A 16,732-nucleotide genomic window follows, 5' to 3' on the forward strand; every position below is an offset into this window, starting at 1 on the left:
CCCGAAATTTAAAAGCTAAAAAACGAATTTAAAACACTAAAAAACAAGTATTTACATTTATAAAATTAGATTACTCAACTTTAACAGAAGGTTTTAGACTTTGAGTGCTTCTAATCTTCTTTTGTAGCATTTCTATGGTTTTTCTACTCTTAATGTGAAGGATAAAAACAATACTAATAAAGATGAATACGATTAAAATTATTAAATAAAATCTATTCTTAAACGTGGATTGAATCTCGTTTAATTCTTCATTTAAAATTTTAGAACTTTCCTTAATTGATACGCTTACCGAGTTGCGTTCGGATTTTTTAATCTCTAATTGTGTTTTTAAAAATAGATCGTAATATTTATGATAATCATCCCATTGGTCTAGGGCTAAATAATTTTCGAAAAGCCCTTTGTATATCCCTAGGTTTAAAACTAAATCTCCAACAGGTTTCGATTTTTCTAAAGCTGATTGCAACAAGGATACAGCCTCGCTATATTTACTTTCTAGAGTATACACTTCCGCCATACCTTTTTCTGCAAATGAGACTAAACTGCTCGCATTTTCGAGATTTGCTAATTCAATAGATTTGTTAAAACTCTCTTTTGCATTCGTAAATTCTGAAAGTAATAATTGACAATTTCCTTTATTATAGTAGCCTATACTTCTATTATGGTTTTGACCACCAAGTCTTTCATATTCGTTTAATCCTTTATTAAAAAACTCTATAGCTATATCACAATTCAAATTGTCTTTATATATAAAACCTTTTACTAAATAACTCGATGCTAAAACTCCACCAACTTCATCTGAACCACGATAATTTAAACACCTTTTTTCGACATCCTCCATATACGCTATGGCTTTATCGTAGATTTTTAGTTGCTGGTATAAAATTCCTGCTCTAAATAGAATTTCAATTTGCAACTTCTTATTATCTATATTATCAGAAAACTCATTTGCTTTAATAATATAATCTAAGGCTTTCTTATAGTCTCGCTTTGATGAATAAGCTGTAGAAACTACCATTAACGCTTTCGTTTTAATTTCTTTAGAATACGCATCATTTTCATAGATTAACAGAGCCGATGAAATTGCTTTATTAGGATCTTTAAAAACTGCTTTTACGGCCTCTGTTACCAGACTGTCTCCTAATTTATCTTGAGATTGGAATGCCGCAAGTGGAAGTGTATAAATGACACCTAATAAAAGAAGAAAATGATATGTAATTTTAAGACGCATTACGTTTTCTTATTTTTAATTATTTCTTCTCTTTCTTCTTTCAATAAATTAATAAAAGTAACCGGAGACATTCCTACAATACCTTTAAATACAGTAGTAAAATTACTGTGTGAAGAAAAGCCACTCTCATCTGCTAAAAAGCTAATTTTATAATTTATATAATTCGTGTCGTTTTTTAATTTTTCAATAATATAATTAATACGGAGTTTATTGATAAAGGTGTTAAAATTATCATTGTAGTTCTTATTTATAACTTCAGAAAGGTATTTTGTATTGGTTTCAAACTGTCCGGCTAAAAGCGCCAACGACATGTCTTTATTTAAATACTTTAGAGATTTCTCAAACCGCTTAAGTTTTAATATAATATTTTGTTCAGTCTCTTCAGGTATAAACAAGCGTTTAGTTCTTTGCTTAACTAGTGGTATTGAAGGTTTTACCTTAGAGTAGAAGTTTCGACTTAATTCTAAATAATTAAGAATCTCTCTCAACCGTTTTTTCCTGTTTTCACTTTTAAAAATAATTAAAAAGCCAATAATAAAAATAGATAGAGCGCCTATTAAAGCGCTATATAATTGCTTCTCATATTTTTGATCATAATCGTGCAATTGATTTTTTTCATGATCACTAATAATATTGAAATATGTATTAACGGCTCCTTCCTCTATTTCTTCGACCGAATTATTTAGAAACAAAAACTTTTCATAATACACCTTATGTTCACTTTTTTGGTTGGTGGCAATGTAGTTTATCGCTAAATCTCGATTTATCTGCTCTAATAAAAAAGAATTGTCTAAAATTTCAGCAAATTGCAATCCTATAAATAAGGCCTCCTTGCTTTTTCTAAATTCTTTATTTTTTAAAAATAATAATCCAGACTCCTTATAAATCAAGGCTTTTTCATACAGGTTATTTTTTTTAGAAGCATTAATTAAATCAAATGTTTTGTCCATATATACAAAAGCAGAATCGTATTGATTTATACTATTAAAAGCTCTAGCTTTTGCAAAATAGTACGCTCTTCGTTCATCTAAATTAGTCTTTAACAAATTCTTAAATTGAACTTTGACGTCCTTTAAATCTGCGATTGCTACAGCCGTATCAAGTCTATCTAGAAGTAGATTAATGTGCTCTAATAAAATACGAAACTCAAAGTGTTCTTTTTCTGAGGTCATACTAGAAGTTAACATAGTTGCCTTATTGAGATACTCTAGAGATTGTGTATCTAAATATAATTCACGAAGCAATGTAGCCTTTATAATAGTGTTTTCTACTTGGGTTTCAACAGGTACTTTGTCTAATTTGTAAGCAACCTCAAAGGCATAAATAATAGCCTTTTTCAAATCCCCTTTTGTTAAATACCCTTTAGTTAGCAGTAAATTAGCAATTGCGATCTCTTGTGGTTCTCTACTAATACTTAGTAGATGATCTGCTATTTTAACAGCTTCATTTGGATTGGAGTAAACCAATTCTTCGGCTTTTAAAACAAGATCATTTTGTTGCGAGTAAAGGCTTATCGATAACAAAAAACAGGTTATCGTTAAAAACAAAGTCTTTTTTAATATTAGACCTTTGGAAGAATGAAATGCTTTAGGTTTTATCAAGTATGCTGATTAATTACAACTAAAATATAAATATAGTTTTAGAACCAATAATATTAAACATAAAAGTACTAAACTATACGTATACTAGGTCGCAATATAGTTGTAGAATTTCTATTTTATAATTAATCAGTTGAATTAAATACATAAAAAAGACAGCCAATAGGCTGCCTTTTCTTTAAAAACTACACTTGTAGAGTGTTTTGATAAATACTAAATTTAATTGGATCTTAACCAAAAGGGGTATTTTGTCGTATTTATCATTTTAAACATAGACTATCTTAGGAGAGTCTATGTTTCTTAATTTGCTATTAATCAAATTAAAGTTATTACTATCTATTTCTTAATGACTTTGATAGTGTTTTGAGAACCATTAGTCGTTATCGTAACAAAGTACACACCACTAATTAAATCCTCCGTATTAATCGTCGTTTCTAAACTATTAGGCTTAGCCATTTGTACTTTTTGACCAACGATATTGAAAACACTGATACTTGAAATCGTGTTTTTAGCCTCAATCGTTAATGTATTTACAATAGGGTTTGGATAGTACTTAAATGTTTCGATAGTACTAGATTCTAAACTTAAAGTCGCATCTGGATAAGCTAATAAGTCAAAAGATTCAGTGTTATTGTTATCAAAACTAAAAACTGAAATTAAATAAGTGTTTCCTGATACTAAATCTACTGAATTCTCACCTGAATTATAACAATACATACCTGTAACGAAATTGCCTGCTGTTAATGAGCAATCATCAGTATTATATATAGTGTAATTAGGGTAACCAACAGTATTGGTAAGATTAAAATGATAGGTTCCCGTGTAATTTGGTGTTAAGCTATACCAAATAGATTTAGCACCTGGCTCACAAGATTCAGACGATGCATATGCGTTTGTAAAATCCCCAGAAATCATATTATTACCCGTTGCGTCTGTAGATTCAGATAAGACTGTTGGAGTAGCACAGCTATCATTTTCAACAGGAGGTGGTAATTTAAACACACATAAATCAAAACTAATTCCAGGGCCATCATCTCCAGATCTCACCATTATATAATAACTCTCTCCAATAGTTGCTGAAAGCACACTAGGACCCGTATTATTACAACTGACGCTTTCTTCAACTAAAGCACCACAAGTCCCTGAATAAATAGAATAAAATGCACCTGGCTCAAACTCGGTTCTGTCAAAAGAAAACTGGTAAAGACCTGTCTCAGAAGCAGTAAACACATACCATACATCTTTGTAAAAAGCGGTAAAACCTGAGTTACATGTGTTATCTTCCGAAATTGTTGCACCTACTGTAGTACCAGATATTTTGTTATCACAATTTTCGTCTGTAGACGCTGTTAATACAATAGCATTAAAACACTCATCGTTTACTGGCGGTGTTGGTGCTTCTTTTAAACAAATGTCAAAACTTTGAGCATACTCACCAGCATTAGCTGAACTATTTCTAATATAATAAGTGTTACCTACCGTTAAATTATTCAATGTAATATAGTTACTAAATGATGTAATACAAGCAAGGCTTGTAAAAGAACCACAAGTACCTTCTAATAATTCAGTAGCTTGTATTGTTCCTCCATCTCCGATTACAGAAACTATATTTGAGTATTCTAATATGATCGTTTCTTTAGTAGCTTCAAAGCTAAACCACACATCATTATTGTTTGTAAATTCACAATTTATAGGGTTGCTAGTTGATTCTGTAGCTCCTGCATTAGTTGCACTAGTAATAATAGAACAAGTATCATCTGTATTTATCGTTAAAACAGTGCTATCTACACAATTGTTATTTACAGGTGGACAGTAAAAGAAGGTTGAATTTGAATATGAGCAATCTCCATTATCATTATTTGTTAATGTAAATTCAACTGTGGTTCCAGATGTGTAAGGACCTACATTTACAATTCCTGTAGTCGTTATATTACTGTTTGAATAACCAAAGCTATCTGTTAATGTTAAACCAGAAGCATCACCCAAATAATTAACATCAACATTTACTGAAAACTCACCCGAATCACATTCTGGAACTGGACTTATCGTAAATTCTGGATTAATACAATCGTTCTCAGTAATAATCATAGCATAAGAAAATGTACCATCAAGACTAGCACGACTCAATACTATAAAATAAGAATGTCCTGCGTTTAAAACAACATCCTTTAATTCCATTGTATAAGGTGGTGCTGCATCATAATTATTACCTAACATGGCTACACATTCTGTTGCTACATCAGGACAACCTTCCATAACATGAATAGCTGCACCATACTCAGAAACATTTGCAAGACTAATATCTATGGACATATCTGTAGCTGGTGTTATTTCATAAAACACATCATTTCCTGTCATATAAGCTCCGGAATAACCACCACAAGGTCCTACATTAATATTATTTTCGTAGTTACCAGTGTCATCATTTGCTACAATATATGGAAATGAAGCAATCTCTATTGGACTAGAACATGTTGCTCCTGGCAGTGGTGTTAATCGCGTCGTAAAACTTTCCTCTGTACAGCCTGTAGCGGATCCGATACTGTTATACGGTACAATTGTAACAAAATATTCAGTTTCGTAGGCTAAACCTAAACCGTCTAACGAATAGCTTGTATTTGCAGTTGGCGCAGCATTTACAATATCAGTTCCTCCTGAAGTAGATCCAACAGAAACTGTATACCCTGTTGGAATACCTGAAGCTTCTTGCCAAGTTAAAGTTGTGTTTAAATCTGCAGTTGCAGACCCATTTATAGGGTTTAATAAAATAGCATCACAATTTGGTACTGAAGTCGCGACTTGTGTAATTGAAACATTATCAATAAAAACTATGAATCGAGCTGCAGAGATAGTACTAACTGTAGTCACAAAGCGCGCCTGAAAATCACTTCCAGCTGCAAGAGTTCCTAGATTAATAGCTGGCATTGAAATACAACTATCTACACTTAAAAATGTAAAATTAGAATCGTCCACAGTATAAGCGGTAACCCAACTTACACCACCATCTAATGAATATTCTAACACAACTGTCCCCCAACCTTCTGGTGCCGCAATATGTGAAATGGGAGGCCAAAAACTAACCTGTTGGTATACATTAACGGAAAAACTAACTGTTAAATCTGTATTGTTGGTTACTCCTGTATAGTTTGGAGACGTTATAGAACCAGAACCTGCGACTTCAAAGTTAGCGCCTGCTCCTTTACCACCCTCTTCACAAGTGTACCAGTTTTCTACTGAAACATTTTCAGAAGCAGTCCATCCATCAGGCAAACCCAAACTCGGTGTATTATCAAAATTTTCAACAATCTCTACTTGAGCGAATGTTGTAATGCTTAAAAGCATCATTAAGTACAAGGTAATTTTTTTCATTGGTTTTTAGGATTTTAATTAATGGTCTTGTTTTAATTGGTTCATTTTAGAAAACCCTAATATAGATATAGAAAAACCTTATAAAAAAGGGTTGTTTTTACTTTTTCCCGAAATGTTAAAGTCTAAAAACAGCCACAACACACTAACAAACAGAGATTTACGATTCAATTTGATTTTTACTCAAAAAGAACGCTAACTTGTTTAAAATAATTGATTTAAAGGCTTTTAAACCTTAATTCTGACTTTAGACCCGATCAAAATAGTTTAAAATTTACCACGACCAAATGGCACTGATGTGACAATTAGCCATAATAAAAATTATCTAATTTATTGATGAAAAAAAAGTCTAAGCAAATCTACTTAAGTATGGTTTTTGAGAATTATCCAATGAAAAGACATGCATTTTGTCTCAATTATAAGTTGTTATAATTTGTCGTTGTGACTCATTAGGAAATAAGCTTTTGATTCTGAAGTGTCTCTATTTTATTTTGTAATAATGCAATTGTTTTTCGGTTTTTTCTATCTATAAAGAAAACACTAACAAAAATACCAATCACTAGTAGTAAGAAAATTTTAAATCTATTGGAAGTTTGTTTCTGAAGATTAATAAGACTTTCATTTCTCTGATTTTCATTTTCACCCAAAGAATCGCTTACCGAGTTGCGTTCTGCTATTTTAATATCTAATTGGCTATTAGCATATAGCTCGTAATATTTTTGATAGTTAGCCCACTGATTTAATGCTAAATAATTTTCCATTAACCCCTTGTATATACTCGAATTTAACACAATATCACCAACATCTTTAGATTCCTTTAAAGCAGCCTCTAAAGAACTAATTGCTGTTTGATATTCACCTTCAACCGTAAATACAGCAGCCAACCCTTTTTTGGCGAAGGCGATGAGGCTATTTGCTTTTGCTAATTTAGCATAGGTAATAGATTTATTAAAGCTCTCTTTAGCTTTTTCGTATTCAGAAAGTATTGTATAACAATTCCCTTTATTATAATACACAATACTGAGATTGGTATTAACTTCTTCATTTTTTACATTTTGATATTCGGCAATACCTCTATCAAAAAACTCTAAAGCAATATCACAATTAAGATTATCCTTATAAATAAAGCCTTTAACTGTATAACTATTAGCAATGTATTTGCTTACGGCTTCACGATCTGGATATAACAAAGCCATTTTTTCTGTTTTCTCTAAATACTCAATTGATTTATCAAAAATTTTAAGCTGCTGGTATAAGATTCCTGTTTTGAATAAAATTTCTATTTGAAGAACCGTATCATCTAATGTTTTTGAGAGTTCATCGGCCTTTACAATAGACTCTAATGCTTTTTGATAGTTTCGTTTTGATGTATAAGCCAGCGAAACAAGCATTAATGCTTTTACTTTTGTTTTTACCGTATATTCTGAATTTTCATAAATTGAAAGTGCCAGTTCTATAGATTCATCTGGGTTTTCATACACTCTTTCATGTCCACGCTCAATAATACTATCTATTTCTGATGTCTGCTGATAAGGTGAAAATAGCGCAAATGAAAAAACAGGCATACTTAATGCCACAACGAGAAAAATATAAGACTGTGTATTTTTCATTAATTATTGATCTTTCTTTTTTAACGCTTTACGCTCTTTCTGAATCATGTTAATGAATGTTACAGGAGACATTCCAATTATAGATTTAAAAACAGTTGCAAAACTACTATGCGATGAATAACCACTCTCTTCAGCCAATACACTAATCTTATAATTAATGTAGTTGGAATCATTTTTTAACTTATCGATGATATAATTAACACGAAGCTTATTAATAAATGTATTAAAATTATCGTCGTAATGTTTGTTTATTACACTTGATAGGTATTTTGTATTCGTATCAAATTGTCCCGCCAAAACAGCTAAAGAAATATCTTTATTTAAGAATTTTTTAGACGATTCAAAACGCTTTAATTTAGATAGAATTAATTTTTCTGTTTCTTCAGGTAAAGCAATACGCTTTGGTTTTGCCTTTTTTACTGGTTTTATTTTAACGTACTTATCATTAACAATTTCTAAGTAATTAATAATTTCTTTATGTCTTTTTTTCTTGGCTTCACCTTTTAAAATAACGTAAGTACCAATAAGTAATACTAGCAACAATCCTGCAATTAAGAGATACAAATAATTATTATGAACTTGTTCTTTATCCATCAAGAAATCTTTATCCTGATTGGAAAACAGTGTGTATAATAAGTTTACAGCCTGTTGTTCGGATCTTTCAACATCAGAATGTAAAGACAAGAATTTATCATTATAAATTTTATGTTTTGTATTTTGATTTGAAGCCAAGTAACAAATAGATAAATCTCTATTTATCTCCATTAAAAGAATAGGGTTGTCTATTATTTCTGCAAACCTTGAAGCAATTAAAAGAGATTCTTCACTTTTACTAAACTCTTCCTTCTGCAAATATAAATATCCTATTTCTTTATAAATTATTGCTTTTTGATACAGGTCGTTTAATTCTGTTGAACTTAATAAAGTTAAAGTTTTTTCAATATACACTACAGCTGAATCATACTGAGTTAGATTATTATAAGCCCGCTCCTTTGCCAAATATAAGGCGCGTTTTTCAGTTGTATTAGTTTTTAAAAACGTGTTGAATTGGTTTTCTGTATTTTCAATTAACGCGATAGCTTCATCGCTATGTCGCCTCTCGTTATACATATTAATTTGCTCTAATTTAATTAAGCATTGTAGAGAGTCCTTGTAAGAGTTTTGAGGAAGACTTACGACTAATAATTGTCCTTTTTCTAAAAACCTTTTTGCTTGTTTATCTAAGTAGATACTTCGCGAAAGTTGAGCTTTTAAAAGGTTCAGCTCTATTTGTGTGTTTTTAGTAATGGATTCTGAAAGGTTTCTATTATCAAATGCATGAACAATCGCTTCATTATAATCACCTTTAACAATTTGCGCTTTTGCGATTAGTAAATTAGATAGTGCTATTTGCTCTGGCTCTTGACTAATACTTAATAAATGATCGGCTATTTTTAATGATTCGTCCGGATTTGAGTAAACGAGTTCTTTTGCTTTAGTAATAAGATTATTTTCTTGCGAATAGCTGAAAAAGACCGCTATAAGACTTATCCATATACAAATAGAGCGAATATTTTTATAGTAAAGTGAGCCTTTATGAGCCATTTTAGTTTATCAAATTCAATTTTATAAACGCAAAAAATACAATATTTAAACTTGTTTTAATAAGTCTTCAACTATTGTAAGTTAGTAAATATAACAAACTTTCTATAAGAACATTTTAAACACATAAAAGCAAGAGGTTTCATTCTGCTTCATTTCACTCTTAATCATCTGATAATCTTAGCTAAACAATTAAAACACATCCTATTTTTTTTTGTATGGTAATAACTATTTATTTCTTATGCACTGTATGTTTAATTTTAATCATAAAAAAAGAGCAACATTAAAATGTTGCCCTCTTTTATCGCTATTAATCAAATTAACTAAGGTTATTCTTTAACAACCCTAAACGTTTTAATTGAACTGTTAATCATAACAGTTACAAAATAAACTCCTGTACGTAGTTCATTCATATTAACAGACGTCGATAAGCTATTTGGAGTCGTTTCCATTACTTTCTGACCAACAATGTTATGAATGCTAATTTTTGATATTGAATTTTTTCCTTCAACTGTTAAAGTATTTTTAACAGGATTAGGATAATACTTAAATGTTTCAAACGCATTTGAAGCAACACTTAATGTTTCATCAGGATAAGCAAAGAAGCTGAATTCTGCAGCAGTAGAAGCATGCACTAAAATTAAGTACGTATTTCCTGCTATTAAATCTCCTGTTCTTGCTGTTGTTCCACTATTAGAGCAACTTGTAATACCTGTTACATAACCTGCAATTGCGGTTTGGGAACAATCATCTGTATTATATACAGTATAATTTGCACTACCATCAACTCTTGTAAAGTTAAAGTGGTAAGTTCCCGTATACTGAGGTGTAAGTGTATACCAAACAGACTCTGAAGAAGAACTTTCACAGCCTTCTGGTGAGTTATATGCAATATCTGTAACATTAATATTTCCAGAAATAGCATTATTACCTGTTTCATCTGCAGATTCTGTTAAAGGAGCTGCTGATGAACAATCACTATTAATAACTGCATCTGGTAATTTAGTGATTTCTAAATCAAAGGTAATCCCTGGATAAGATTGACTAGACTGAACCATAGCATAATACGTAGAGCCCGTATTTAATGTTACAATTTCATTTGAACTACCACATGATGGTGTTTTAGAGACTAAAGCACCACAAGTCCCCTCATAAATAGAATAAGAAAGTGATCCGTCTTGTGAAGTAGGGTTCTCCGCGACAGAAAACTCATAGACACCTGTAACAGTAGGATTTAACATATACCAAACATCACCAACATTTGACGAGTCACAAATATTGTCTGAAGATATCGTTGCCCCCACAAGTGTACCTGAAACGAGTTCTGTAGTTCCTTCTACTGTAGGTACAGCCATAGTAGTTGCATCTAAACACTCATCGTTTACTGGAGCATCTGGTGCCTCTCGCAAACAGATGTCATAATTTTGTTGAGAACTACCTAGATTAGTTTTGTTCCTTACATAGTAAGTATCATTAACAGTTAAACCACTAAAAGTCACATATGCTGAATTAGCACATAACATGCTCGTAAATGCACCACAAGTACCAGATAATAGTTCTGTTGATTGAAAAATTCCACCACTAGAAAAACCAGGAGCCGATTCTGCATTTAAATATTCTAAGATCATTACTTCAGAAGACGCTGTAAAACTAAACCATACATCATTAGTATTAGATGATGAACAAGCGCTTGCATCTGCAATAGATTCTGTAGCACCGGCGTTAGTTGCACTTGTAAAAATAGTACAAGAATCATCAGTATTAATCGTAGCTGTTAAATCTATAGCATTACCACAATCATCATTTGAAGGTGGGCAGTAAAAGAAAGTAGAATCCGTAGATGTACATGAGTCATCTCCTTCATTAGTTAATGTAAAATTAACAATTGTACCACTAGGGTAAGGACCTGCTGTTACAATTCCTGTTGCACTAATACCTGTAATGTCTGCTGTACCAGCAAAATCATCAGATAACTCTAAAGTGGCTGCACTTCCTAAATAAGACACATCAACATTTACAGAAAATTCACCATTAGCACAATCTTCTACGGGTGTTAATAATCCAAGTGTTGGATTAATACAACTATTTTGAGTAATGATTAAACTATACTCATAAGTTGTATTTGCATTAGAAGAGCTTAAAACAATAAAATAAGTATTACCAGAAAGCAAAACAACATCTGCTAAACTTCTTGAAGCTCCCGAAAAAGACCCCATATAGTCTACACATTCTGTTGCTACATCAGGACAGCCTTGTACAATATGCACACCTGCTCTATTAGCCGTGCTGGGAAGAATACCACTAACTTCTACATTAATAGATATGTCTGTAGCCGGTGTTATTTCATAAAATACATCGTTACCATTCATGTACGTATTATTACATGGACTATCATCAATGTTATTTTCAAAGTTAGCTGTATTTCCACCAGCTTCAATAAAAGGAAAAGAACCAATTACAATCGGATTACTACAAGTAGCTCCTGTTAAAGGTGCAGCACGCGTAGTAAAACTTTCTTCGGTACAACCGATTGCATCTCCAAAACTATTATAAGGCACAATATTCACAAAATAGTCAGTCACATATGCTAATCCGGCTAAAGCATAACTTGTTTCTGTAGTTGTAGCGTTATCAACAATATCAGTACCCCCCGTTGTTGTACCAACAGAAACGGTATAACCTGAAGCAAAACCTGTTGCTGCTTGCCAAGTTATGGCAACATCTGTATCTGCGTCATCAGTTCCATTTAATGGAGATACTAAAACAGCATCACAATTAGGTATCGTATCAGCTTCTTGAGTTATGGATACATTATCTATAAGCACTGCTGTTCTAAACCCAGCAACATTAACAACATTAGCAATAAATCTTACTTGAAAGTCACTTCCACTAGCAATAGCACCAACAGAGACACTTACTGATTGACAAGAACTAGCATCGCTAAAAACGAAATTAGAATCATCTATTGTAGATATGCTTGTCCATGTTGTTCCTGCATCAGTAGAATATTCTAAAACTATACTTCCCCAGTCTGCAGTTGGCGCAACACTCTGTGCACCTGGAAACTGACTCGTTCTCTCAAAAACGTTATAAGTAAAATTTGCAGTTAAATTTGTTCCATTAGAAATAGCTGTATAATCCTGAGATACTAATGTCGCAGACCCACCTGCTGGTAAGAAGCTCCAAGCACTAAGTCCATCAGTATCACAGATAAAACTACCCGTAGCTTCCATATCACCTGTCCAGTTAGAAGGAACAGTTCCGCTTGGCTCAGAATTAAAATTGTCAACAATTTCTATCTGAGCAAATGCCGTAATACTAAATAGCATCACAAAATAAAATGTAATTTTTTTCATTGGTTTTTGGATTTAAAATTAATAGTTAGTTAGAAAATTATGTCTGCGTCAATATGCGTGTTCTGACCTCTAATATATAATAACATAGTATAGCTAAAAAGGATATACATTTTGTATTTACGGAAATTTGAAACAATCAAAACACACACAAAATACTAACTAACAATTAGTTGCGTTTTAAAAAGAGATTAGAAGGAAACTCAAGATAATAAATAGGAAGTCTTTTCGTTTTTGCTTTTTTTTCACAAAATACGCATTGAATTATATGTTCTTTTTTATAAGAACGGAAATTAGAAGAAATGAAAAACGGCACTTATTATAAAACAAAAAACCCATAACTTTCGTTATGGGTTTCTCTCTGCGGAGAGTAAGGGATTCGAACCCCTGGAGGTGTGACCCTCAACAGTTTTCAAGACTGCCGCATTCGACCACTCTGCCAACTCTCCGTTAGCGGGTGCAAATATAAAATGCTTTTTCGTTCTAGGCAAAGATTTTTGCTTAGATTTTTAAAAAAATTTTAATTGACTGATTTACAATCCATAATTTATTCTATTTTTTAGAAAGCATCGCTCTTTCGGCACAATAAATGTTATTATTAATTACTTTTTAATAATATCTCAATTGATTTTCACTAAAAAAAGATCTAATTTTAAAAACTTAAAAAATTAAGAGAAATGAAAAAACTAATTATAATACTTGGACTTATCGCAGCGATTATTGCTGTTACACTATCTACATCCCGCTATTCAAACTATGTAATGATCCCCATCGCTATTGCATTTATTAGTGGTATGGCTTTAGTGTTTCTTTCAAAAAAAGAACCATCCAAAACAAAACCTATTCAATATATATTTCTGTTAGTAATTATGTCTTTGGGCCTCACCATTTATAAAGGTGTTTCTAAAACAATTGAAGTAGAAAGTACTGATCAATTAAACCAACAAAGTGAAATAGACACCGATAACCCCGAGAAACTTCTAGAAAACAGACAAATAGAGAGCAAATTTTAAAAATTTCTCACTAATTGTAGGAAAAGTTTAAATCTATTTATCTTATTTTTGCGTAAATCAAATAGTTACATGAAAGTCTTTATTGCTTCTGTACTCCTTTTTGTTGGTTCTTGTGCCACAATTAGACATAGTGAGAAAATTAGCAACTTAAAAAACAGTATCTCATATAGTGATGAAGGTGTTGTTAAAAAATATTTGAACACCATTACATCTAAAGAATTAAAAGTACATTTAGTTGAAGTGGCTTCAGATAAGTATAATGGTAGAATGACTGGTGAAGAAGGGCACAATTTAGTTTGTGACTATATCAGAGATCAGTATAAATCTAGAGACATCAGTGCTCCTGAATCGTATCCAGATTATTATCAAAAAGTACCAAAAAAGGCCTTACCAAACAATCTCAATGCATCGCAAAATGTTATAGCATATATTAAAGGGTCTGAATTCCCTGAAGAATATGTATATATCACAGCACATTCAGACCACGAAGGTATTATTGACGGTGAAATTTATAATGGTGCCGACGACAATGGCTCGGGTACTGCTGCAGTTTTAGAAATCGCAGAAGCCTTTAGTCAAGCCGCTAGAGATGGCTACCGTCCTAAGCGAAGCATTGTTTTTCTACATGTAACAGCTGAAGAAGTGGGTTTATACGGCTCTAAATTCTATTCAGAAAATCCCATATTCCCTCTCGAAAACGCAGTTGCAACTTTAAATATGGATATGATTGGTCGTGTTGACAATCGACATAAAGACAACGAAAACTATATTTATGTCATTGGTTCAAACAGAATGAGCTCAGAACTCCATTATATTACAGAAGAAGCCAATTCAACTTTTACAAATCTTAATCTCGATTATAAATATAATGCGACTAATGATCCCAATAATTATTACTATCGCTCAGACCACTATAACTTTGCCTTAAAAGGAGTACCGGTTATTTTCTTTTTTAACGGGGAACACGAGGATTACACCAAACCAACTGACACAGAAGAAAAAATTAACTATCCTTTACTAGAAAAAAGAGCGAAATTAATCTTTGCTACCGCTTGGTATTTAGCCAACTCTAAGACAAGACTTAAGAAAGAAATCATCTGATGTTAAAGTTTGTTAAAAGAAACTAACCCCAACTTAAAGCCTCTCCCTTTTTCGTAATTTTAAAGCTAATTTTATGTAAAGGTGACATTAATAACATCTTTTATTTATAACTAACTACCTAATTACTTTCTTTAAATGAAAAAAACTCTACTCTTAGGTGTTGCTTTGGCAGTACTATCTAGTTGTGGCACATCTTCTAAAAGTAGTGCAAACACAACACAACCTAATCAATCTGAAAAAATTGACCCAACGGAATATGCGTCTACAATCACCTCTGACGAACTAAAAACAATGTTATACAAGTATGCTTCTGATGAATTTGAAGGAAGAGATACAGGTGAAAAAGGACAAAAAATGGCTGTAGAATACTTGAAACAAAAGTATATAGCTATGGGTATCCCTACTCCATTAGGTGGTGATGATTATTTTCAAGAAGTCCCATTAGAAAAACAGCAAGTTGCTGAAGCTAAATTAACAGTTAATGGAAAAACATTTAAAAGCTTCGAAGATCAAATTGTTTTAACGGTTTCAAATGATGTAAACATGTCTATAGACAATATCGTTTATGTTGGCTATGGTATTGATGATGAAAAATATTCAGACTATAAAAATGTAGATGTTAAAGGAAAATTTGTTTTAGCGAAGTCAGGAGAGCCTAAAGACACTGAAGGCAATTTTATTGTTTCTGGCACTACAGACGGAACAAAATGGACTAATGGACGTCAATCCATATCAAGTAAAAGAGAAGCTGCTATAGAAAATGGAGCTAAAGGAATCCTATTTATGGATAATGATTTGTTCTCTAGATATTCGAGCTTCTACAAACGTCAATCAGAATCAGGAACAGCAGGTCGCTTATCTTTAAAGAGTAATGATACCGGAATTGTAATGCTGATGATAAATGACAATTTAGGAAAAGCTTTATATCCGTCTATTTCTGAAGACTCTACAGCTAAAGAAATTGAAGCTATTATTAATTTAGAAATTGAAAACAAGTCTGAGTCTATCACTTCTGAAAATGTTGTAGCCTATATAAAAGGTTCTGAGAAGCCTGATGAAATTCTAGTTATTTCAGCGCATTTAGATCACGAAGGTGTAAAAAATGGTGAAATTTACAATGGTGCAGATGACGATGGCTCTGGTACTGTAGCGATTTTAGAAATTGCACAAGCATTTAAAATGGCCGAAAAAGCAGGTCATGGTCCAAAACGTTCTATATTATTTTTACATGTTACGGCTGAAGAAAAAGGGCTATTAGGGTCGAGACATTATACGGATAATGATCCTATTTTTCCGCTAGAGAATACCGTTGCCGATTTAAATATTGATATGATTGGTAGAGTTGATCCTAAACGTGAAACAGGTACAAGAAATTACGTATACTTAATTGGAAGTGATAAATTGAGTACCGATTTACATAATATTTCAGAAGAAGCAAATTCAAAATATATAAATATGGAATTGGATTATACATTTAATGATGAAAACGATCCCAACCGTTATTATTATAGATCTGATCACTACAATTTTGCAAAGAACAATGTCCCTGTCATATTTTATTTTAATGGCACACATGATGACTACCATAGACCATCAGATACACCAGATAAAATAGAATACGATCTATTAGAAACCAGAACGCGATTAGTTTTCTATACAGCTTGGGAAGTTGCTAATAGAGACGAACGTTTAGTGGTTGATAAAGCAGTTACTGAATAAATAAACGCTAACAAATATATAAAAGGTCTTTCAGGATCAATCTCAAAAGTTGTGTGTGAATTATCTATAGTTTTCGGATTTTTGTAAAAAAAAAGACTGTGGACCATTATCTAGAACTACTTAAACTTATTCTTCCAGAATTTCTAATCAACCATTTTGATCT

Annotated in this window: 9 protein-coding genes and 1 tRNA gene; 3 read left to right on the top strand and 7 right to left on the bottom strand. The window is 32.0% G+C overall.

Annotated features, from left to right (window positions below):
* Positions 1-70: 70 nt before the first annotated feature.
* The 7 genes from HM984_RS12455 to HM984_RS12485 all read right to left on the bottom strand — a co-directional run bounded on the left by HM984_RS12455 (position 71) and on the right by HM984_RS12485 (position 13,185).
* Complete coding sequence (locus HM984_RS12455; RefSeq protein ID WP_179349388.1) at positions 71-1,228, bottom strand: tetratricopeptide repeat protein; 1,158 nt, start codon at positions 1,226-1,228, stop codon at positions 71-73.
* Positions 1,228-2,751, bottom strand: a complete 1,524-nt coding sequence (locus tag HM984_RS12460; RefSeq protein WP_179349389.1) for a helix-turn-helix domain-containing protein — start codon at positions 2,749-2,751, stop codon at positions 1,228-1,230. Before HM984_RS12460 ends, HM984_RS12455 begins: the two co-directional genes overlap by 1 nt.
* Positions 2,752-3,162: 411 nt before the next feature.
* Entirely contained in the window at positions 3,163-6,195 is a 3,033-nt protein-coding gene (locus tag HM984_RS12465; RefSeq protein WP_179349390.1) for a T9SS type A sorting domain-containing protein, read from the bottom strand.
* A gap of 446 nt (positions 6,196-6,641) precedes the next feature.
* On the bottom strand, positions 6,642-7,802 hold the full coding sequence (locus tag HM984_RS12470; protein ID WP_179349391.1) for a tetratricopeptide repeat protein: 1,161 nt from the start codon (positions 7,800-7,802) through the stop codon (positions 6,642-6,644).
* A gap of 3 nt (positions 7,803-7,805) precedes the next feature.
* Positions 7,806-9,386, bottom strand: a complete 1,581-nt coding sequence (locus HM984_RS12475; protein WP_179349392.1) for a helix-turn-helix domain-containing protein — start codon at positions 9,384-9,386, stop codon at positions 7,806-7,808.
* Positions 9,387-9,712: 326 nt separating this feature from the next.
* A complete protein-coding gene (locus HM984_RS12480) occupies positions 9,713-12,739 on the bottom strand; it encodes a T9SS type A sorting domain-containing protein (RefSeq protein ID WP_179349393.1) in 3,027 nt (1,008 codons plus the stop codon).
* A gap of 361 nt (positions 12,740-13,100) precedes the next feature.
* Positions 13,101-13,185 (bottom strand) — tRNA-Ser (locus tag HM984_RS12485).
* A 228-nt stretch (positions 13,186-13,413) separates the two neighbouring features.
* Between HM984_RS12485 and HM984_RS12490 the strand changes: the two genes are divergently transcribed.
* From HM984_RS12490 to HM984_RS12500, 3 genes are all read left to right on the top strand, one after another.
* Positions 13,414-13,749 (top strand): hypothetical protein, encoded by a 336-nt coding sequence (locus HM984_RS12490; protein WP_179349394.1) that lies wholly within the window; start codon positions 13,414-13,416, stop codon positions 13,747-13,749.
* A 69-nt stretch (positions 13,750-13,818) separates the two neighbouring features.
* A complete protein-coding gene (locus HM984_RS12495) occupies positions 13,819-14,850 on the top strand; it encodes a M28 family metallopeptidase (RefSeq protein WP_179349395.1) in 1,032 nt (343 codons plus the stop codon).
* Positions 14,851-14,985: 135 nt separating this feature from the next.
* The gene (locus HM984_RS12500) at positions 14,986-16,569 is read left to right on the top strand and encodes a M28 family metallopeptidase (RefSeq protein WP_179349396.1); all 1,584 of its coding nucleotides are present in this window, start codon (positions 14,986-14,988) and stop codon (positions 16,567-16,569) included.
* Positions 16,570-16,732: the final 163 nt, after the last annotated feature.

It is taken from the genome of Winogradskyella pacifica, assembly GCF_013403915.1.
Lineage (GTDB): Bacteria > Bacteroidota > Bacteroidia > Flavobacteriales > Flavobacteriaceae > Winogradskyella > Winogradskyella pacifica.